The organism is Alphaproteobacteria bacterium (assembly GCA_002869105.1).
Taxonomy (GTDB): Bacteria; Pseudomonadota; Alphaproteobacteria; order UBA7879; family UBA7879; genus UBA7879.
This window is the reverse complement of record PKTP01000010.1, coordinates 117,633-137,026: the sequence shown is the minus strand read 5'-3', so window position 1 is coordinate 137,026 and position 19,394 is coordinate 117,633. Positions and strand designations below refer to the sequence as shown.

21 protein-coding genes and 1 tRNA gene are annotated in these 19,394 nt (G+C 42.7%); 13 read left to right on the top strand and 9 right to left on the bottom strand.

The genetic code is table 11. The features are described from left to right. Window position 1 precedes the first annotated feature (1 nt). Window positions 2–556, top strand: a complete 555-nt coding sequence (gene coaE / locus C0582_05510; GenBank protein PLX29333.1) for a dephospho-CoA kinase — start codon at window positions 2–4, stop codon at window positions 554–556. 728 nt (window positions 557–1,284) lie between these two features. On the opposite strand, the gene C0582_05505 is transcribed toward coaE, so the two are convergent. Both C0582_05505 and C0582_05500 read right to left on the bottom strand, forming a co-directional pair. After that, window positions 1,285–1,692 (bottom strand): GNAT family N-acetyltransferase, encoded by a 408-nt coding sequence (locus C0582_05505; GenBank protein ID PLX29332.1) that lies wholly within the window; start codon window positions 1,690–1,692, stop codon window positions 1,285–1,287. Window positions 1,693–1,786: 94 nt separating this feature from the next. Next, on the bottom strand, window positions 1,787–2,887 hold the full coding sequence (locus C0582_05500) for a hypothetical protein (protein PLX29331.1): 1,101 nt from the start codon (window positions 2,885–2,887) through the stop codon (window positions 1,787–1,789). Between the two features lie 230 nt (window positions 2,888–3,117). Here C0582_05500 and C0582_05495 point away from each other — a divergent pair, with 230 nt between their 5' ends. The 3 genes from C0582_05495 to C0582_05485 are packed head-to-tail and all read left to right on the top strand — an operon-like array spanning window position 3,118 to window position 4,236. Continuing rightward, the gene (locus C0582_05495; protein ID PLX29330.1) at window positions 3,118–3,372 is read left to right on the top strand and encodes a hypothetical protein; all 255 of its coding nucleotides are present in this window, start codon (window positions 3,118–3,120) and stop codon (window positions 3,370–3,372) included. Beyond that, window positions 3,357–3,857, top strand: a complete 501-nt coding sequence (locus C0582_05490) for a hypothetical protein (GenBank protein PLX29329.1) — start codon at window positions 3,357–3,359, stop codon at window positions 3,855–3,857. The genes C0582_05495 and C0582_05490 overlap by 16 nt, the downstream gene beginning before the upstream one ends. Further along, complete coding sequence (locus C0582_05485) at window positions 3,787–4,236, top strand: hypothetical protein (protein ID PLX29328.1); 450 nt, start codon at window positions 3,787–3,789, stop codon at window positions 4,234–4,236. Before C0582_05490 ends, C0582_05485 begins: the two co-directional genes overlap by 71 nt. Window positions 4,237–4,331: 95 nt before the next feature. Here the strand turns inward: C0582_05485 and C0582_05480 are convergent, their stop codons facing one another. Genes C0582_05480 through C0582_05465 form a run of 4 tightly spaced genes read right to left on the bottom strand, consistent with a single transcriptional unit; the run spans window position 4,332 to window position 6,928 of the window. Then, complete coding sequence (locus tag C0582_05480; GenBank protein ID PLX29327.1) at window positions 4,332–4,496, bottom strand: DUF2256 domain-containing protein; 165 nt, start codon at window positions 4,494–4,496, stop codon at window positions 4,332–4,334. Between the two features lie 4 nt (window positions 4,497–4,500). Beyond that, entirely contained in the window at window positions 4,501–6,051 is a 1,551-nt protein-coding gene (locus tag C0582_05475; GenBank protein PLX29326.1) for a deoxyribodipyrimidine photolyase, read from the bottom strand. Continuing rightward, the gene (locus tag C0582_05470; GenBank protein PLX29325.1) at window positions 5,979–6,242 is read right to left on the bottom strand and encodes a TIGR03643 family protein; all 264 of its coding nucleotides are present in this window, start codon (window positions 6,240–6,242) and stop codon (window positions 5,979–5,981) included. Before C0582_05470 ends, C0582_05475 begins: the two co-directional genes overlap by 73 nt. Continuing rightward, the gene (locus tag C0582_05465; protein ID PLX29425.1) at window positions 6,206–6,928 is read right to left on the bottom strand and encodes a short-chain dehydrogenase; all 723 of its coding nucleotides are present in this window, start codon (window positions 6,926–6,928) and stop codon (window positions 6,206–6,208) included. Before C0582_05465 ends, C0582_05470 begins: the two co-directional genes overlap by 37 nt. Window positions 6,929–7,088: 160 nt before the next feature. On the opposite strand from C0582_05465, the gene C0582_05460 reads away from it, so the two are divergent. Beyond that, window positions 7,089–7,163: transfer RNA gene (locus tag C0582_05460), tRNA-Val, on the top strand. A gap of 5 nt (window positions 7,164–7,168) precedes the next feature. On the opposite strand, the gene C0582_05455 is transcribed toward C0582_05460, so the two are convergent. Both C0582_05455 and C0582_05450 read right to left on the bottom strand, forming a co-directional pair. After that, window positions 7,169–7,864 carry a DNA polymerase III subunit epsilon gene (locus C0582_05455; protein ID PLX29324.1) on the bottom strand — a complete coding sequence of 232 codons (696 nt, stop codon included), beginning with the start codon at window positions 7,862–7,864 and terminating at the stop codon, window positions 7,169–7,171. A 164-nt stretch (window positions 7,865–8,028) separates the two neighbouring features. Then, window positions 8,029–8,238: a cold-shock protein gene (locus tag C0582_05450; protein PLX29323.1), complete on the bottom strand. Its 210-nt coding sequence runs from the start codon at window positions 8,236–8,238 to the stop codon at window positions 8,029–8,031. A 388-nt stretch (window positions 8,239–8,626) separates the two neighbouring features. Between C0582_05450 and C0582_05445 the strand changes: the two genes are divergently transcribed. Then, window positions 8,627–9,883, top strand: coding sequence for a hypothetical protein (locus tag C0582_05445; protein ID PLX29322.1), 1,257 nt, complete (start codon window positions 8,627–8,629; stop codon window positions 9,881–9,883). 6 nt (window positions 9,884–9,889) lie between these two features. On the opposite strand, the gene C0582_05440 is transcribed toward C0582_05445, so the two are convergent. After that, window positions 9,890–11,491, bottom strand: coding sequence for a hypothetical protein (locus C0582_05440; protein ID PLX29321.1), 1,602 nt, complete (start codon window positions 11,489–11,491; stop codon window positions 9,890–9,892). 150 nt (window positions 11,492–11,641) lie between these two features. On the opposite strand from C0582_05440, the gene C0582_05435 reads away from it, so the two are divergent. From C0582_05435 to C0582_05405, 7 genes are all read left to right on the top strand, one after another. Further along, window positions 11,642–12,247, top strand: a complete 606-nt coding sequence (locus tag C0582_05435; protein PLX29320.1) for a NifU family protein — start codon at window positions 11,642–11,644, stop codon at window positions 12,245–12,247. 54 nt (window positions 12,248–12,301) lie between these two features. Further along, window positions 12,302–12,898 (top strand): hypothetical protein, encoded by a 597-nt coding sequence (locus C0582_05430; protein ID PLX29319.1) that lies wholly within the window; start codon window positions 12,302–12,304, stop codon window positions 12,896–12,898. 123 nt (window positions 12,899–13,021) lie between these two features. After that, complete coding sequence (pal, locus tag C0582_05425; GenBank protein ID PLX29318.1) at window positions 13,022–13,546, top strand: peptidoglycan-associated lipoprotein; 525 nt, start codon at window positions 13,022–13,024, stop codon at window positions 13,544–13,546. 155 nt (window positions 13,547–13,701) lie between these two features. Then, window positions 13,702–14,793 (top strand): tol-pal system protein YbgF, encoded by a 1,092-nt coding sequence (gene ygbF, locus C0582_05420; protein PLX29317.1) that lies wholly within the window; start codon window positions 13,702–13,704, stop codon window positions 14,791–14,793. Continuing rightward, window positions 14,783–16,096, top strand: coding sequence for a tRNA lysidine(34) synthetase TilS (gene tilS / locus C0582_05415; GenBank protein ID PLX29316.1), 1,314 nt, complete (start codon window positions 14,783–14,785; stop codon window positions 16,094–16,096). The genes ygbF and tilS overlap by 11 nt, the downstream gene beginning before the upstream one ends. Beyond that, complete coding sequence (locus C0582_05410) at window positions 16,093–18,003, top strand: cell division protein FtsH (GenBank protein ID PLX29315.1); 1,911 nt, start codon at window positions 16,093–16,095, stop codon at window positions 18,001–18,003. Before tilS ends, C0582_05410 begins: the two co-directional genes overlap by 4 nt. Next, window positions 17,954–19,372, top strand: coding sequence for a phosphoglucosamine mutase (locus tag C0582_05405; protein PLX29314.1), 1,419 nt, complete (start codon window positions 17,954–17,956; stop codon window positions 19,370–19,372). The genes C0582_05410 and C0582_05405 overlap by 50 nt, the downstream gene beginning before the upstream one ends. The last annotated feature ends 22 nt before the right edge of the window (window positions 19,373–19,394 follow it).

Genomic DNA, 19,394 nt, shown 5'->3' with positions numbered 1-19,394 from the left:
TGTGGATAAAAATCAAAAAATTTGCTTAACAGGCCCCCCGGGGAGTGGTAAGACCACCCTGTTAAATTTGGCAAAAAATAAGGGTTTTCAAACATTTAACAGTGATGATATTGCCCGACAAATCCGGTCTGGGGATAAATCTGTGGTTAAGTTGATAGAGCAGGTGTTGGGGCTCAAAAAAGAAGACACAAAAAACGGTAAAATACCCCTGAATTTGATCAAAACAGAGGCGATTTTGATCAAAATTGAGCATATTTTGCATCCTTTGATACAGGAAAAATTAGAACGATGGTTAGAAGAAAAACAAAATGAAAAACATCTGCTGGTTGAAGTGCCGTTGGTATTTGAAGCAGGATGGCAAAATCTGTTTGATCAAATTTGGTTTGTCGACCTGAAAGACGAGGGCTCTGGTCCAAACCCCCATCCCTTGACCACATGGCCAGAGGAATTTAGACAATTGATCCTAAACCAACACATGCCATCAGAGCTCAAGAAAAAAAAATGTGATCAGGTCATCACCTCCCTTGACGATTTTAGACAGCTTCTCAAAAGTTGATTTTGGGACTGCCCCATATAAAATGCCCCCCATAAAAGGGGAGACAGACGATTGGTGATGAACACAGAGAGCTCCCATTTGCCCGGTAGCCGTGTCAAAAGACCCGTCTTCTTGAAACGGGTATTTGTCACTCTCTTGACAAGAGATTGGTACACCGATGAAGCTTTTAAGAGTTAACAGGTTGATATCAGGCAGGCGTTAAAAAGAGCTGGGGATAGATTCAGATATATCAAAGAATCAGAAATCGCCTCCCCCCCTAAACTTGACGCCGGCGTTTTAATCGACAGCACCCAGAGCTGTGGGTGGGGACGGACCCTATCCTATACCCTCAGGGGGCAGATTATAAGGGAGACAAAAAGATGATTAAATTATTAACAAGAACACCTCTCAAATATTTGGTGTTTGTTGTGGTCATATCCTGTCCATGGGTCAAATCTTACGGAGTTGGGAATCCCTGTCTTAATCTACCAGATACGCCGTTCAATCTCGGTCTTTCAAGTGATTGCGGGCATGTTAAGAATGACAAACGCAAAAAGGTATCAGGAGTTTGCTGTGGCGCGACAACTGATGCGACAGAAGGGGTGTGTGGTTGGACACCAGAAAAAAAATGTAGAGATCCGCAACCATATAACTAAGTAGAGAGTTTAGACTATTAATAAATAGGGAGAAGAATATTACGTAGGTGTAGTAGGATTCTCTTTATAACGTGATTGGATCATGAGTGTTGATCACAATGCTTTCCTCATAAAAATACAATTGCTACCATTTACATATCCAGCTCGCTTAAAATCCTGCACATAACCTAACTTTTTATAAAAAGATTGCGCGTTTTGAAAGCTCATTGTTTGTACAGAGGCAATTTTGCATCCTTCTAGCTTGCCAAATTCATGCACTTTATCCATTATTCTTCGAGCAAATCCTTGGCCTCTATAGTCTTTACTAACCCAAAGTTGGTCGGTGTATATTGCGCCATAAATAACAAAACCATTGGCACCTGCTATGATGTTAGAATCATTATCTCTCATGAAAAAAGCAAAAGGATAAGCTTCCCCGTATTTAGATGTTTCTTGGTTGATTTGTTTTGTAATAAAATCAACATCGCAGGCAGCTGGGTTTTTTACATATTCTATATTCACTTCTGTATACCCCTATCAATATCTAAAATTATGTTTCCACAGTTTTTTGCTCTTTCATTATAAATTTCAAAATCTGTAGAATCTACTGCTTCACCTATAAAATAGGTATGCTACCTCTTGCCTTATTGCTTGTGAATGTATAAATGATTTGCTTTTTTTGGTCTTTGTCGAAATCGATTAATTTCGTTTGCTTTGCAAAAATATTATCAGTAAATTTTGCAATGGTATTTTCCCAAAATTTAAGCGCTGAAATATTTTCAGGTATCACAGATACTTCCCACTTTCCTGGATTCAACTGCCAAGCTTTTTCTGCAGCAATTCTACCGACCCCCTGTCCTTGGTATCTGCCAAGTATAAAGAACTCTCCTACGTTCCAGTCTGAATCCTTGCACGTTACAGCTTGGTTGAGAAGAATAAATCCAGCCACATCATCGTAGACTTTTACTAGATATGCTTTTCGTGAGCTCTCTTCAAAGTAATTTTTAAAATCAAAACTTTCAAATAAACCATCTGCTGGTAAGCACCAATCATCTGAAATATGTCCGCATTCTTTAGACAAGTCATATACGTAAAATCTGGCCATATTTTGGATCATTGGATAATCACTAATGCCACCAGGTTGGAGGGTTACAGCAGGTGCAAATTTCTTGATTAACAAATGATGTGGTTTGCCTGCGTCCCTACAATCACCACCCATAGCAAAATCCGCAATATGCTTAAAACCAGCTTTCTCGTATACTCGTTTAGCCCTATGGTTATCGCTTGCTGGGTCAATTAAAAATGTATCTGCTTTTTTATCAAACTGATCTCTAAAAAAATTAACAAATTCAATTAAGGTTTTAGTGCCATATCCTTTGCCGATATACGCTGTGTTGCCAATCATGTAGTCTAAACTGTAAGTATTACCTGTTTTAGATAAATGCGAGTGTTTAAGTTCACCAATATCATCTTGAATCGTTTCTTGAATCGTCATGAGCATTGCATATGGCTGACCAAAAGCTAGCCCAATCCAGTAAACGTATTTACCATCATAGTAATTTGATGGTTCAAGGCGACCACCCATAAAGTTTAAGATGTCATCTTTGTGCTCCTGAGTATTATCCCAAAATTCCTGCACATGAGGCCCCGCCAACCATGAAAAAATAATTTCTTTATAGGCAATTGTTGCTTTTTCAAAAGTGATTTTATGACTCATTTTTCCCTCTAATTTTCATGCCTGGATTTAATCTGTGACCTTCTCATTATCTCTAAAAATGATGAGGCTATCGATGTTTTTCTTCAATAAAGAGCTTTGTGCGACGAGTTCTACGGCTTAAACTTAAGGGCCACAGAAGTTTTGGAGAGGGATAAGTATTTTTATCAAACATCCTTATTGATTTTTTATGTTCTAATTATTACTTGTAAATAGAACAAAAATTAAAAAAAATGAAATTAATTTATAAATACAGAAAATTTATTATCGGAATGGTCATGGCATCAAGTCTGCAAGCTGTTGATCCAGATTTTTTCTCCAATTATGAAGATATTAACACATCCTTAACAAACATTCAGACACAAGCAAAAGAAATTGCAACGCAAAACCTCGAACTTTCACGAATGTTTAATGAGATTGCTGAGAAAAAAAGGGGGGGCATAGGAAAGAAGTCCAAGAAAAAATTACAGCTATGGTTGATTTTTTGAAATCTCACGGACGATCTGAAAAATATACACTTAAAGATGAGTGGGCCAAACTTGATCCCCAAATTTTATTAACGTTAGGATCTGGGTGTTTAGAAGATTTTAAGTGCTACATGGGGATTGCTAAAAAAGTAAAACCTGCTCTTGAAGAAAATCCATCATCCATTATAGGTTTATATGGTTTGTATGCTTTGCTTCATAAAGAACATAAGATGAATGAACAAAACAACCGGCAATCTCTAAAAACTAAGCATGATCAATCCCATCATGGAAAAAGGTCTCTAGTTTTCGGATTTTTAGGAGAAGATCAAGGAATTTTATCTGGTTTTATTAAAGAGCTATCAATTGCTTTTGATCCAAGCACACAAGAAGCCTTTGATTTATTTTTGTCTCAACCCCGTAATATTGATGTGTATCATGAAAAATCTCGATATAGTTGGCAATCAAATAGAAGAAAGTACAGCCAACTATATCGAGATCTTTCATGATATAAGGCTACAGACGCGGGATATTTACCAGACGATCAATGATAGGGTTGGCGAAGCAAGTCAAGCAGGATCGAAAAAGTATGATGCAGGCGTCACCCCGATTGAAATACATACTAACAAACTGCTTTTAGAAGCTCTTAGCCATTTTTTAACCCCTCGGCTAGAGGAAAAAATTGCCCAAAGAATTTTGGAGGGCTCAGAAGGATCATCCGCAGAACAAGATGAGGAGACAGATCCTGAAATGGAGCGGCTTACCCAAATGCTTCAACAATCTTCATCAGATCCTCAGCAAAGGTTAAGCTTAAGTGCAGAAACTTTTGAAGGTCTTAGAACGATGGCAAAAGCAGAGCGTAAAAAAGCTAAGTCTTCCAAAAAATAACCCGTGTGGTGATCTTTAGCGACGTCCTCATCATTTATAAAAATGATGAGGATTATCGTTGATTTTTCTATTTTTTAAAGTCTATTTCAGCAAAATCACGGTGATGTTTCTTCAATAAAGAGCTTTGTGCGACGAGTTCTGCGGCAGCGCTCGGAGCAGTATTTAACATTATCCCAAATCTTTTGCCACTTTTTGCGCCATTTAAATGGACGGTGACAAACAAGACAGATTTTTTCAGGTAAGTGTTCTTTTTTGGTCATCGTTTTATTTTTTTATGGGGCTAGAAGATTTATTTGAGACCCGTCTATGCCCAACGTGTTTGTTAAGAATTTCAGCAGAGAGAGATTGATGTTCTGGATTTTTACGCAGACTATAGAGGCTATCAGCCGCTTTTTTACGCGCTGTTTTTTCATCAATAATTGGCAGGGGATAACCGTTCATAAGCAATGGCTGCTTCCAAGGTGTGTGAATTAACGCTTCCGATACATGAGCAAGCTCTGGGATCCATGCTTTGATAAACACCCCCTTTGGATCTTGGTCTATACTTTGTATAATCGGATTGTAAATACGCAGAGCGTTGATACCTGTTGTTCCAGATTGCATTTGGATTTGGCAATAATGAATACCCGGTTCGTAATCAATGAATAATTGAGCTAGATATATCGCCGTTGGTTGCCAAGGAAGCCATAAATGATAACTGGCAAAACTGACCAGCATTGCGCGCATGCGAAAATTAATCCATCCCGTTTTAATGAGGGCACGCATGCAAGCGTCAACCATTGGAAAGCCTGTGCGCCCTTGCTTCCAGGCATCAAAGAGCTCTGAATCGGGTAATTCTGGCCGGACATGGGCATAGGCTGAATGAATGGATTTAAATTCAATTTTAGGATTATCTTCCAGCTTTTGAATGAAATGACAATGCCACCTGAGTCGGCTAAGAAAGGAGCGCATGGCACTGGGCCAAGAAGAAGAGGAGAAGTCATGGAGATGGTTTTTGAGGTCAAGTGAGTGTTTTTCAGCTGCTTGAAAGGCCTCACGAATAGAAATTGTACCAAAAGAAAAATGTGGAGAGAGCCGAGAACAGCTTTCAAAAGCGGTAACAGGAGAAGACATTTCCTTGCTATAGTCTTTGCCGCGGCTGGTTAAAAAAGAGTCTAGCAATTTTAGAGCTTGGCTTCTTCCTCCCATTTGGTGTTGGGAGCAGGACCCTTCTATGAGACCAAGTTCTTGACTGTGAGGTAAGCCGTCACAGTGATGATGAGGGATAAAATCAATTGTTGTCGGGAGTGGTAAAATCGGCTTTCTCATCTCTTGATACCAGCGCCATCCCCATTGGGATCTGTCTTTTAATCGTCTGAAAACACCGTGCTGGCGTGGTTCAACCCAGATAATCCCCTTTGATTGTGCCCATTTTAAAACACGCTGATCACGTTGATAGGTCCAGTAATTCCAAGTTTCTTGATGTGAAAAAAGAGAGGAGAAAGATATGTTTTGATGGAGTTGGTTAAGGATCTCCACGGCATCGCCGATTTTAATCACAAGTTTAGCACCAAGTGTATTGAGGCTGGCCTCTAATTCTTTGAGGCATTCAAGCAAAAACACATAATGACGGTGGCTGAGATCGGGCTGCTGCCATAAATCAGGCTCGAGAATATAGAGAGGTAAGATCGGTCCAGAGGTTGCAGCTTGACTGAGGGCTGCATGATCATGAAGTCTTAGATCTCGTTTAAACCAGACAATATTCATCGATCTCGGGTGGGTTGTTTGACGAGGGATCGATGCTTCATTGGGCGATTGGTCACGCGTTTTCGCCATAATCGAAAACTACTCGGTTTCAAATTTTGACGCATTAAAATGATCACCTCTTTTTCCGAGAGCCCGGCAACCTCTTGGATATCATCAAATGATGTTTTATCACACCAGGCCATGGCAATGACTTCATCAACGGGGATTTGGCATGTAGAGGAGGTCATGGTTTTATCTCCTGTCCGTCCCACGCAAAACATTTGCCAGTGTCTACGGGTTGAATGGTTTCGAGAATGGATATGAGTTTTTCAGCAGCAAACTTTGGCGTAAAAAGCTGATCGGCGGGCACTTGTTTTTGAAAGGGTGCTGATAAGGCACTGTCAACCGTTCCTGGATGCAAGCCAAGGATCACAGCATCTGGATATCGACGTGCCATCTCAATGCTAAGATTTTTAACCAACATATTAAGGGCGGCTTTGGCACATCGATAGGCATACCAGCCCCCCCATTGATTATCTGAGATACTCCCCACCCGCGCTGAGAGAACGGCATAAACACCACGACCATCACGGGTGAGATGGGGCAAGAAATGCTTGGCTATCAGGGCTGGTATAATCGTGTTTGCTTTGTACAAAGTGATGAAGTTATCTGCTGTTATCTCCTTTAGGGATTTTTCAGGCATGAGAGCGCCCTGATGAAGCAGGCCGGTGGCAACAAAGATTAAATCAATTGGTCCAGAATTTTGACTTTTTTGAGCGGCGTCGGCCAAGGTCTGTTCATCCTCATAGGTGATGAGATGAAATGTTATTTGGGGATGATGATCACCGAGGAACGGCTGCGACGAACAGGCATGGATATGGGCTCCAGGATACTTTGAGACAAGATGATCCAGAACAGCGCTGCCAATGGCGCCACCGGTTCCAAAGATAACGATATTTTTAAACATGTTTTTCTTAAAATCGTGAATATCTTTTAAAGATATCGCGAACTCAGACATGAATAAAGAGTTAAATTGAACAGCGCCATGGATCGGGTTTGTTCTTGATGGATGGACCTTTATCTTGACAGGCTGGGCCTTGGACCAGTATATCAAGGGAGAATGAGTGGGGCGTATAGCTCAGCGGTAGAGCACTACGTTGACATCGTAGGGGTCACTGGTTCAATCCCAGTTACGCCCACCATCCTTTTAGAAACTTTCCTTCCACAAAGATGCATTGATGAATTCCTCTAAATAGGCCTGATGGCGGGAAATCTCTGCTGGTGTGACATCAAAAGACCGTTTGGGGAAATCTTTGACCGAGGGGGGGAAGTGGCCATATTTTTGATGAGGCTTTGCCCCAGTCTCTTGATCACAATGAACAAACAAATCAATTTGCCGCCCGCCGATCAGTTCAAGATAGACTTCTGCTAAAATCTCGGAGTCGAGTAAAGCGCCGTGTTTGATCCGATGGGTGTTGTTAATTTTATAGCGCTTACAGAGGGCATCCAGAGAGGCAGGCGAGCCGGGAAACGCCTGACGGGCCATCTCGAGTGTATCAACAATTTTATTGGCAATCCGGGTGCCGCCGGCTTGTTGAATCTCATAATGCAGAAACTTCATATCAAAAGACGCGTTGTGAATCACCAAGGGTGAATCGGCAATAAAATCAAGGAACTCTTGATGAACATCAAAAAACTTTGGAAAGTCAGCGAGGAATTTTTCTGAGAGACCATGGACAGCAAAGGCCTCTGTTGGCATAGCCCTCTCGGGGTTGATGTATTGTTGGTAGGTCTTGCCAGTGGGAATATGATTAATGAGCTCAACACAGCCAATTTCAACAATACGGTGCCCTGTTTCAGGACTTAGGCCGGTGGTTTCGGTATCGAGAGCAATTTCGCGCATGGATTTTGATGTTTAATTTGTTAAGTGTATCCTTTTAAAGATACAAAAATCTTCCTTCTTTTGCCAGAAAAAGAGAGAGGTTTTTATGATAGGGGAGCCCAGCATAAAAAAAGGAGATATAAAACATATCTCCTTGTTGTTAATGAAAAACGATGTAACTCGTTTTAGTTTTGAATCTGTAAGTTCACAGCAGATGTTTTGTTTTTTTCTGCTTGTAAATCAAATGAAAGCTTTTGACCTTCTTTAAGATCTCTCAACCCTGCATTTTCAACAGCGCTGATGTGAACAAATACGTCTTTTTCTCCGCTTTCAGGGGTAATGAAACCATACCCTTTGGTTGCGTTAAACCATTTTACTGTACCTTGATGTGCGATGTTCTTCTCCTTCGATCGTCTTTAATTAATTAGTTTGATGTCTACAAATTTTCTTGATACCGAAAAGGTACGTTCAAATTTTATAGAAGGGCTTCGTGCCGTTAAGCAAAAAACCTTTACCATTAAACTAAACAGTTTTCCTAATATCACACCCTTTATGTTTTTAAAACAAAAATAAAACATGGTTTCCTTAAGAGCGCCTTGAAACGATGATTTTAAACAGGAATTAAGGGTAAAAAAGGCAAACAAAGACTTGTTTTCCCTGTAGTATTCCTCAAAAACTTGTCAAAAAGTTTTTTAAAAGCTAACATGGCCCGACTTATAGCGCTCAAAAGACAAGAGTCGCTTGAAATAAAACTTTATTTTATGAGAGGAAGTCTCACCGCATATGGGAAAATCGAGAGTTATTTTTGCCAGTATCATTGGAACAGCCCTTGAGTTTTACGACTTCATGCTCTTTGCGGTTTTTTCTGAGAGCATCGGCCATGTCTTTTTCCCCCCTGGTGTCATTAGCGATTTCCAATCTGGATGGCTCACGTTTATTGTTGCGTATTTGTCCCGGCCCTTTGGAGCAACATTATTTGGGTATATTGGAGATAAGTATGGCCGAAAATTCTCGCTGATCCTGACCGTCTCCTGTATGGGGATTCCAACCTTTATCATCGGGGTGATGCCGGGTTATGAAACCTTGGGCATTACCGCCACGATTATTTTATTTATTTCAAGACTGATTCAAGGTTTGTGTACCGGTGGTGAATACAATGGATCGGCTATCTTTACCTTGGAACACGTGGGGAAAAATTTGCCTGGTTTTGCTGGCGGATTGATCACCGGGGCCAGTGTTATTGGCGCGCTTGGCGCAGTGGGGGTTGGTGTGTTGGTTACCAACGATGCCATGCCAGATTGGTCTTGGCGAATTGCCTTTATCATTGGGGCTCTGGTCAGTTTGGTGGGTCTTTATATTCGCCTTTTTGTCGAAGAATCGCCCGCTTACCAAGCCCTGCAAGAGGAAGAAGGGGACGACGATTCAGAAGAAAAATCAGGAAGATCGCCGCTTTTAGTCGCTTTGAAAAAACATTCTAAGAGTGTTCGGCTTTCGATTGCAATTGGGTTTTTAAATGGAACTCTGTCATATACGCTTTACAAGTTTATCAATTTATACTTGCAAAACTTGGGGATGGCTAAGCACGACACGCTGCTTTATACCAACATTGGGATTATTGTCTTTATTTTTGGCTCTCCAACGTGGGGCTATATCATGGATAAAATTGGCTACAAGCTCATGATGATGATTGCCTGTTGTTTAGCCATGGGTCTTGCCGTTCCTATCTTCTTTTTATTACAAACTTTAAATCCGTGGATGATTGGGTTGGCCCAAGTATTAATGGGGCTATGCGTGGCTAGTATTGCTGGACCAGAGCATGCCTTTATTCAGCGCCTTTTCCCAACCCAAGACCGTTTTAGTGGGGTGGCTTTTAGTTTTTCCACAGGTATGGGGTTAGGAGCTGGCGTGAGCCCCCTTGTGATGAAAGTATTGGTTGAAAAAACCGGTATGCTTCTTCTGCCGTCCATCGTTATGATTTTTGCTGGCTTGGTGCTGTTTATCTTATTGAAAAGATACAAAGGCCCCTACTACGATCTCTAGACTGTCTTAGATTTTTTTATACAGCTTTATTTCAAAAATACTGCCTTTGGCGGAAGTCTTCTTGAGGCAGGCTTCTCCCCCATGATTTTTAATGATTTTGTTAATAATTAAAAAACCAAGGCCACTTGAGTATGAGGGCGGATGGCCTTGTGATTTAAGAATTTGATTCACTTTTTTTCCATCATCAGCGCTAAAGCCGAGAGCGTTATCTTCCACAAGAAAGACCCAATGAGATGGTTGATCTTCAAGCGTGATTTTAACGCGGGGCTGTTTTGAGGTATTGTAGTTAATGGCGTTGATAATCAGATTTGAAAACAGTTGCTTGATTTGGATATAATCTGCCTGGAAGGGGTACTTTGTTTTGTCGATGACGTCCAAAAAAGCATTCTTTTCTGTCAGTAGCGCCCGCATTTCTTTTTGTAGATCTTCCCCTAAATCTGCGAGAAAAATGCGCTCTAATTTTACACTTCGTTGGCCCATTTTACTGTATTTTAGGATCGAATGAATCAGCGCACCCATATTCATGCAACTTTCGGTAATTTTAGAGATAATCTCTTCTCTCTCGGTAGAATCAATGGGTTCCAAACCAAGAACTTGGCTATAATTCGAAATGGTTCTGAGCGGTTCTCTGAGGTCATGGGCACAAATCGCCGCAAAAGAATCAAGTTGATGGTTGGTTTCTTGCAGTTCTTGAATGGTTTGGTTGAGTTTTTTTTTCAGGATATGTTCTGTTGTGACGTCATGACAGAAAAAAACATAGCCCCTGACTTCTTGGGTTACCTCTAACCAAGGGGTGCAAAAAAAGTCGAGGGTTTTTTGTTCATTGTGCAGGGAAAAAGTTATCTCCTTATGATTTGGCAAAGACCCGATGAATCCAGATGCAATCATTTGTTTCAATTTTTGCGAGATATCAGGTGAAAAATAATTTTCTAGAGTTGAGTTCTTTTGGGTGGGGCCAAAATAAGTACGCCAAGCTTGGCTTACTTTGAGAAACTTTTGGTTTTGATCAATAATGGCAACAGGAGACGGTAAATCTTGGAAAAATTTTTCTAAAAATGCTTTATTTTCTTGGATAATCCGCATGTTGTCGACAAGTCGTTCTTCAACGTTTTGGGTGTGAATCAGGTTCCCAAAAAGAACAGAGGATTCTTTGATAAGGTCTTTGGCAGCGTGGATGGGTTTTTTACTTGAATCAGCGATGAAGCAAAGAAATCCAAGTTTGAGTGCGCCATAAAAAATGGGGTAAAGGAACGATCTCTTTGGGGGAAAGAGGTTTAAGAAAGAATGATCTTCAGCGACACAATTTTTGGGATTGAGAAAATCAAAAGAGGACGTGGACGTAAGAGAGTCTGGAGATTTATTATCCTTGATTTTGAAAGAATCGGGAATAGAGATGACTTGATCCCGCGGCGTTCCGATGGCGTAGGTTGAGTACAGATCTTTCTTGGCATCATATACCGCAAGGAAGCTATACTGCATATTGAGGATATCATTTAAAGTGCCCAAAGCCTCACTAAAAACTTTTTTTAAATCTTTACCCGTTAAAGATTCGTAGTGAATCAGGGAAAAAAGATTTAGAATTTCTTGATGAGAATTTTTAAAACACATAGCCCTAGACTTAGAAGTTGCGTAATTTATTTTTTAATGATAAATTTAAAAAAGATAAATACTACTGATATTATAATAAATTATTTCTTTTTTTTCAAATATTGTTTTTTTTTCACATTCTGCTAAGTTGCTAAAAACTCAAAAAAACAGATGTTTATTCAGATAGAAGAAACGCCCAACCCCAATGTATTAAAGTTTGTTCCAGGTGAATCCTTAACAATGGGGCACGTGTATGAATTTAAAACGGAACAGGAAGCACAGCCTTCGCCGTTGGCCCAAAGGTTGTTTAAGTTGGCTGGTGTTGACGGGATTTTGATTGGGACAGATTTTGTCTCTGTTACCAAAAAAGACAGTGAATCTTGGGATGTCTTAAAGCCAATGGTTCTTGGAAGTTTGATGGACCATTTTAGTTCTGGTTTGCCAGCCATTGATTCAGCGTTCTTACATATGGAGACGGAGGGTTCTTCTGGAGACGATTCCGCTTACTCCGAAACAGAGCAGGAAATCGTTACTCAGATTCGAGACATGTTGGATACCCGGATTCGACCGGCCGTTGCTGTGGATGGGGGCGATATTATTTTTGTGCGCTATGAAAAAGGAGTTGTTTATCTACGCCTTAAAGGCGCCTGCTCGGGGTGCCCAAGTTCAACGGTTACCCTTAAAAATGGCATTGAAAACATGCTTCGGCATTACATTCCTGAAGTTTTAGAGGTGCGCGCAGAAGAAAATTCTGACACCCATGACCCAATCGTGTAAAACAAGCTTTGTATTAGACAACTTGAATTTAGAGAAAAAGACACCATATCAACGATGAACATTATTATTGACATAAAAATGCTTAATCTTCGATTGGTGATTCCAGCAATGACAGCCTTCTTTTTGGTGTCCTGTTTGGCAATGGTTACTGATATCAAAGCAAGAGACGATGCCAATCCTTATGAGGCTGCGGGATATGTTTTGCGCCCTCACTCTGGCTCCGTAGCAAAATTGGGTGTACCAACAGAACTTCCCGTTTTATTGAACGATGCCGAAAAAGACTTAATCACCCGCACAATATGGGGAGAAGCCCGGGATCAGTCCTTTAATGGGATGGTGGCCATTGCTGAGGTGGTTTTAACACGGATGCGGGCCATTGGCTGCTCTGCCGAAAAGGTTATCAAGGCCAAAAAACAATTTTCCTGCTGGAACCCTAAAGATCCGAACCGGCAAAAAATGCTTCGATTAAACAAACAGAGCAAAGGGTATAAGCTTGCATGGCGCGCGATGGAAGCAGCTTTAGCGGGATCAAACTCTAAAGCCCGCGGTGCTAGCCACTATCACACCAAACAGGTTAAGCCCAAATGGGCTGCTGGCCAAAAGACAGTTGCTGTTATTGGCAGCCACCACTTTTACTGCATTAAAGCATAAAAGTCTTTCATCGGGATCTTTGACAGAGACACTTTTATTGTTAACAATAGAGAATCTATGTTTACATAGATGAAAAATACTTTTACTATTAAATTAAGTTAAAAATTTTAGGGGGATCCTTTTATGATGAATACTGTATTGAAAACTTCTTTTGCAGCCATCGCCTTGCTTCTTCTTTCCGCTTGTGACTGTGGTAAAGAATGCGGAAAAATGATGATAGACGATGTTGAACATGTTAATGACGCCAAGGATGACGCCGTTTTTGTTAATGGCAAACCGGTTGCGAGCACGGAAGACTCGGCCTTTGAATCAGGTGATAGTGTTTACTTTGGATATGATGCCTACAAGGTTGATAGCCATGCACAAAAAGTTCTGAAAGATCAAGCCGCTTGGCTGAAAGCCCATCCTGAGAAAAAGATTGTGGTTGAAGGACGGTGTGACGAACGCGGCACACGGGAATACAACTTGGCCCTGGGTGAGCGCCGCGCCAATGCCGCAAAAGATTACCTTGTGGCTTTAGGGGTTGATGCCAACCGCATTCAAACACTGAGCTATGGTAAAGATAAACCAGTTGTTCTGGGATCAACGCCAATGGCATGGGCTTTGAACCGGGTGAGCACCACGCGCATTGAATGTGGTGATAAATAAAAAACCTCAAAACGTTTGAGATTGTGAAGATGGGTCGCCGTGAGCGGCCTATTTTTTGAGTCCGCGTCAAAAATCCAGGGCCAAACGGTACAGCCACGTGGCCGGGATTAAAGAAGATTAAGGAGGCCGCGGATTGAAGAAAGTCCATCACTTTAATGACAAATTATCCTTGTCAATTTCCCAGTGCCGGCGGTATGGTAATCAGAAAAATTAGGTCTCTCATGAAACGATGTTCTCTTCTATTTTTGGCTTGCTTAGGAGCCTCCCTGCTTGCTGCTGATCCTGAGCCGCAAATATATTACCCTGTTAGCAAAAATAAGAATTCGGTTACTTACAGTGCCTCAGCGCCAACGACAGCGTCAGGGATGGAGACGCTCAAGTTAAGTAAGCTTGAAAATATTCATGAAATGAGCGTTCATCAGTATGGCAAGTTGGAGGAAATTCAACATCAAATCGATAGGCTCCATCAAAAAATAGCGGATCTTGTTCAAAAGCTTGAGCACCATCAAAAGAAAATGGAGGCACCTGGTGTGGATGCTAAAAAGCCTCTGGAGGCAGAGAAGCCCCAGGAGGCCCAAAAAAATCCCATGGAAAAGCCAGAACAGGCGGCGCCTTTAAAAAAAGAGATGGTTTCGGCTGTTGAAGAAAAAGAGTCAAAAGAAAAGGACGCGGTAAAAAAACCAACCCCCGAGATGCTTGAGAAAAAGGGAGAGGCCACTACAGGTGAACAAAAGCCTGCGGCTGAAACTCAAGAGCAAGAAAAGAAAGTGGTTGCGGCCAATCAGGTTACACCCGACCCCAAAGGTAAAACAGCGGAGGTGGCCGCCAGCCAAGAGGCTCCCTCAAAGCCTGAAATAAGTGAGGCCGAGCAGCAGTATCAAAAAATAAGCTCTTTAATTGCCCAGGGAAACTATAAGCAAGCGCGCCTCGATTTACAGACTTTTGTTGAAACCTATCCCAATCACACCTTGGCGCCCTCTGCCTATTATTGGCTGGGCGAAACATACTTCATAGAAAAGAATTATGTTGAGGCGGCTAAGACGTTCTTGAAAGGGTATAAAGTGAATGAATCTTCCCACAAGGTGAATGATATCCTTTTGAAATTAGCAATGAGTCTCGGGGCTCTGGATAGAAAAACCGAAGCTTGTAAAACCTATGAAAAATTAAGAAATTCAAAAATTCCTCTGAGCGCAACGCATAAGCATATTGCCGAAAAAGAGGAGAAAAAATTAAAGTGTGGTGCATAAACTTACTCACCTTTTAAGCAACCCGCTCTTTCAGAACTTATGTCAGAGGGTGATCCCGACGTTTAATAAGCTGATTCCTTTTGAGACCCAAACGGTTGTTGTGGCTGTTTCAGGAGGGCCGGATAGCCTGATTCTTTCTTTTCTGATTTTTGCTTGGGCAAAAGCCCGCAGCCTGACGGTTCGATTGGTTCATGTTGACCATGCCTTGAGACCCGAATCTTCGGCGCAGGTTTTGGATTTGCAAAAACTGCTTCAAGAGATGGGATTAACGTGCGATATCCTTCAATGGCACCATTCGCCCCTGAAAACTGGCCTTCAGGAAAAAGCACGCCAGGCTCGCTATGCCTTGCTGACAGAGTATTGCCGTCAGCATCAGGCCCGTTACCTTTTTTTAGGCCATCATTTGGATGATCAAATCGAAACGGTCTTCATGCGGCTGTTCCGAGGATCAGGTCTGACGGGATTGCGCGGGATGTCCCTGCTGCAAAAAAGGGGGGATGTCACCTGTGTCAGACCTTTTTTGACTGTTGAAAAATCGGTACTAGAAGCGCTTTGCACTGCAGTATCCTTGGCGCCAATTATCGATCCCAGTAATGAGGATTGGCATTACACCCGCGTGCGCTGGCGAAAGGTTTTAGACGGCCTGATTAAACCAGAAGAAAAGCATGATTTTGCAACGGCCTTGATGAAAATAAGACGGGCTGAAGAGGCGATGGATCATTATCGGAACAAGGCCCTGCAGGAAAGTACAAAGATGCAGGAGCTTGGCTATGCTTGCCTTGATCGAGCAGCTTTTGAAAGTTATCCAGCGGAGATCCAACTGAGGGTTTTAACGGATATTTTGCAGAGCGTTTCCGGCAATGCCCAACCTATGCGCCTGAAGAGACTGGCGCGTTTACAGCAGATGATTCTGTCTGGACGACAGACGTGCCATACCCTCCAGGGGTGTTTGGTGGACCTGCATTGCTTCAAAAAAGTATGGTTTTATCGTGAATATGCACAGATTCCGCCGGTGATGAAACTAACGTCTCCCTCCATGATCTGGGACCATCGCTTTAGCATTAAAATAAAAAATAATATGGATAAAAATGAGTATTATGTTTCTCCTATTCAATACTTAAAAATAAATGGAATTACGGGTTTTGATCTTGACTTTTTGAAGGCATCTGATAAGGTAATTTCTACACTGCCGGTGATTTATAAAAAAACTGGCATCGTCTCCGTTCCTCACTTGAATTTTAACCCACAGCTCTTTAGTATAACGTATTTGGGCATGACCAAATTTAAAGGTTTAAAGACATGAAAAATAATCGCAATTTTATCTACTTCCTTCTTCTTCTGGCTTCACTTTTTCTGGGGCTTGTGGCGATGGAAAGCTATAATATACCCGCAAAAAAAACAGATATCAGCTATACAGACTTTAAGAAAATGGTTGATGCCCAGCGTGTTCGCGACGTGTTAATGCGCGGCAATGTTGTGACCGGCACAACATCGGATGGGCAGCCCTTTAGTACACGTATCCCCTACAACTCAGAAGTGGGAACGGCTTTGGCCGATAAAGGCGTACAAGTCAAAGCAGAGCCGCTACAACAAGAAAGCACTTCCGTATGGCAAATTCTGTTGAGCTATTTGCCCACTGTTATTTTTATCGGGTTTTTGATTTATGCCTTTTCTCAAATGCAAGGCGGCGCCAAAGGAATGGGGTTTGGTCGTTCAAAAGCGAAGTTGATGAATGAGAGGAAAAAAAGAGCGACCTTTAAGGATGTGGCTGGCGCGGAAGAGGCCAAAGAAGAGGTTGAGGAAATTATTGAGTTTTTGAAAGATCCTCCCAAGTTTGAGCGTCTTGGCGGGAAAATTCCCAAGGGTGTTTTGATGGTGGGTCCCCCTGGAACCGGGAAAACACTTCTGGCCCGTGCGATTGCGGGAGAAGCCAAGGTACCGTTCTTTTCCATTTCAGGATCTGACTTTATTGAAATGTTTGTTGGTGTTGGTGCCAGCCGGGTGCGAAGTATGTTTGAGCAGGCGAAGAAAAGCGCCCCGTGCATTATTTTTATCGATGAGATTGATGCTGTGGGGCGTCAAAGAGGTAGTGGCGGCTTTAGCGGTGGCCATGATGAGCGCGAGCAGACGCTAAACCAGCTGTTGGTTGAAATGGATGGATTCAACGATAACGAAGGCGTGATTGTCATTGCTGCGACCAACCGGGCGGATGTCCTTGATAAAGCACTTTTAAGGCCTGGCCGATTTGATCGACAAGTGACTGTTGGCTTGCCAGACATCGAGGGGCGAGAAGCGATTTTGAATGTACACCTTGAAAAAGTACCGGCCGGTGATGATGTTAATACTTTGACATTGGCACGCGGAACGCCGGGATTTTCTGGAGCCGATCTGGCGAATATTGTAAACGAAGCAGCGCTATTGGCTGCGCGCCGGGGACGCCGTGTGGTTGGCATGACTGAATTAGATGCCGCACGCGATAAGGTTGCGATGGGGCCAGAGAAAAAATCAAAAGCGATGTCCGATGAAGAAAAGAAATTGGTTGCCTACCATGAAGGAGGTCATGCGTTGGTTGGCTTCTTCTTACCGGTTAAAGGAACTATTAATAGAGCAACCATTATCCCCCGGACCAGTGGTGTGGGCGGGTTTGTGGAAACGCTGCCGGACAATGAACGCCACCCCGATACAAAAGCTGATTTAGAAGCGCATATCGCCTTGTCCATGGGTGGACGTGTTGCCGAAGAATTGATCTTTGGTAAAGAAAAAGTCACGACAGGTGCGCAATCTGATTTTCGCCAGGCAACCTCGATTGCCCATGCCATGGTTGTGGAGTTTGGGATGAGTGACGCCCTTGGCCCGTTGAATTATTCAGACCGCGGGATGTTTGATCAAACCAGCATCCAGAATGTATCACAAGAAACAGCGGCTTTGATCAACGCGGAAGTACGAAAATTTGTTGCCCGGGGATATGAGCGCGCCCGAGAAATTCTGGAAAAGCACATCGATAAATTGCACTTGTTTGCCGAAAAATTGATTGAATACGAAACGTTGATGGCTGATGAAATCAAAACACTTTTGACCGAGGGCACTCTTCACCGCGAGCCCCTCACAACAAAACCGCGTCAAAAAAGAACCTCCTCTATTGATGGCTTAGCAGAGGCGGATGCTAAAAAAGAAAAAAAGCCAAGATCTGACTCCAAACCAAAGGCTTAACGTGGAAAAAACAAAACGGCAATTTTTTGGAACAGATGGCATCCGAGGACGGGCCAATCAGGGCAAACTAACACCGGCTGCTCTGGTTAAAATTGCGCAGGCAGCTGCGCTTGTGTGCCGTCAAAAAGGATCGATGCAGCCAACGGTTGTGATTGGAAAGGATACCCGGCTTTCAAGCTATATGGTTGAATCAGCATTGGCTTCTGGATTTTTGTCAGCGGGGATGCGTGTGACGTATCTTGGCCCGGTGCCAACCCCCGCTGTTTCCATGTTTATCCGGTCGTTACGCGCTGATTTGGGGGTGATGATTTCTGCCTCCCATAATCCGCCCGAGGATAACGGCCTTAAGTTTTTCAACAGCGATGGCTTTAAGTTGTGTGATGCTAAAGAACTTGAGATTGAAACGCTTTATCAACAGTCCTTGGATGATCATCTTGTCGATGCCCCGGCCCTGGCCAAAGCAAAACGCCTGCAAGATGCCCAAGGGCGTTATGTTGAATATGCCAAGAATACCTTCCCCCGCGGCCAACGGTTGGAAGGATTTAAAATCGTTCTTGATTGTGCTAATGGTGCCACCTATAAGATTGCCCCCCAGGTTTTGTGGGAATTGGGGGCTGAAATCATTCCGATCGGTGTTGACCCAGATGGGATGAACATTAATGTCAATTGCGGCGCGACAGCAACAGAAACCCTTCAGGCCCGGGTTTTAGAGGAGCAGGCTGATATTGGTATTGCCCTGGATGGTGATGGGGATCGCGTTATCATTGTGGATGAAATGGGACAAACCATCAATGGGGATGCGATTTTGGGCCGCATCGCAACATATTGGCAAGAAATGGGCAAGCTTGCCAAACCAACGGTTGTTGCAACGGTGATGTCAAATTTGGGGCTAGAGAGATATCTACAAAAAGCGGGCATTCAGTTAGAACGAACCAACGTTGGCGATCGATATGTGCTCGAAACCATGCGTAAGAAGGGCTATAACCTGGGGGGAGAACAGTCGGGCCATATCGTTTTATCAGATTATGCCACGACGGGGGATGGCATAATCAGTGCCTTGCAGTTTTTGGCAATCATGTGTCGAAAAAAACAGCCTGCCAGTGTCGTTGGCCACCCCTTTACAGCGATTCCCCAAATCCTTACAAACATTCGGGTGAGAGATGCCGCTGCGCTTTTATCGTCTGCGCCTTTCCAAGACGCCTTGAAGCTTGAGGAGAAAAATCTTGGCGATCAAGGACGCATCCTGGTGCGTAAGTCTGGGACAGAACCTTTGATTCGCATCATGGTTGAAGGAGATAACAGAGATATGATCTCTGACATAGGTCAAAGACTGGCACACGTGATCGAAAATCAAGAGTCAAAACCTTAAAAACCTTAGCCTCTTCTTTGGC

Bases quoted from the DNA above. Each gene is read 5' to 3' on its own strand.
- C0582_05500 (PLX29331.1), bottom strand. From the start codon at position 2,887: ATGAGTCATAAAATCACTTTTGAAAAAGCAACAATTGCCTATAAAGAA.
- C0582_05495 (PLX29330.1), top strand. From the start codon at position 3,118: ATGAAATTAATTTATAAATACAGAAAATTTATTATCGGAATGGTCATG.
- C0582_05490 (PLX29329.1), top strand. From the start codon at position 3,357: ATGGTTGATTTTTTGAAATCTCACGGACGATCTGAAAAATATACACTT.
- C0582_05485 (PLX29328.1), top strand. From the start codon at position 3,787: ATGAAAAATCTCGATATAGTTGGCAATCAAATAGAAGAAAGTACAGCC.
- C0582_05480 (PLX29327.1), bottom strand. From the start codon at position 4,496: ATGACCAAAAAAGAACACTTACCTGAAAAAATCTGTCTTGTTTGTCAC.
- C0582_05475 (PLX29326.1), bottom strand. From the start codon at position 6,051: ATGGCGAAAACGCGTGACCAATCGCCCAATGAAGCATCGATCCCTCGT.
- C0582_05470 (PLX29325.1), bottom strand. From the start codon at position 6,242: ATGTTTTGCGTGGGACGGACAGGAGATAAAACCATGACCTCCTCTACA.
- C0582_05465 (PLX29425.1), bottom strand. From the start codon at position 6,928: ATGTTTAAAAATATCGTTATCTTTGGAACCGGTGGCGCCATTGGCAGC.
- C0582_05455 (PLX29324.1), bottom strand. From the start codon at position 7,864: ATGCGCGAAATTGCTCTCGATACCGAAACCACCGGCCTAAGTCCTGAA.
- C0582_05445 (PLX29322.1), top strand. From the start codon at position 8,627: ATGGGAAAATCGAGAGTTATTTTTGCCAGTATCATTGGAACAGCCCTT.
- C0582_05440 (PLX29321.1), bottom strand. From the start codon at position 11,491: ATGTGTTTTAAAAATTCTCATCAAGAAATTCTAAATCTTTTTTCCCTG.
- C0582_05435 (PLX29320.1), top strand. From the start codon at position 11,642: ATGTTTATTCAGATAGAAGAAACGCCCAACCCCAATGTATTAAAGTTT.
- C0582_05430 (PLX29319.1), top strand. From the start codon at position 12,302: ATGAACATTATTATTGACATAAAAATGCTTAATCTTCGATTGGTGATT.
- pal (PLX29318.1), top strand. From the start codon at position 13,022: ATGATGAATACTGTATTGAAAACTTCTTTTGCAGCCATCGCCTTGCTT.
- ygbF (PLX29317.1), top strand. From the start codon at position 13,702: ATGACAAATTATCCTTGTCAATTTCCCAGTGCCGGCGGTATGGTAATC.
- C0582_05410 (PLX29315.1), top strand. From the start codon at position 16,093: ATGAAAAATAATCGCAATTTTATCTACTTCCTTCTTCTTCTGGCTTCA.
- C0582_05405 (PLX29314.1), top strand. From the start codon at position 17,954: ATGCTAAAAAAGAAAAAAAGCCAAGATCTGACTCCAAACCAAAGGCTT.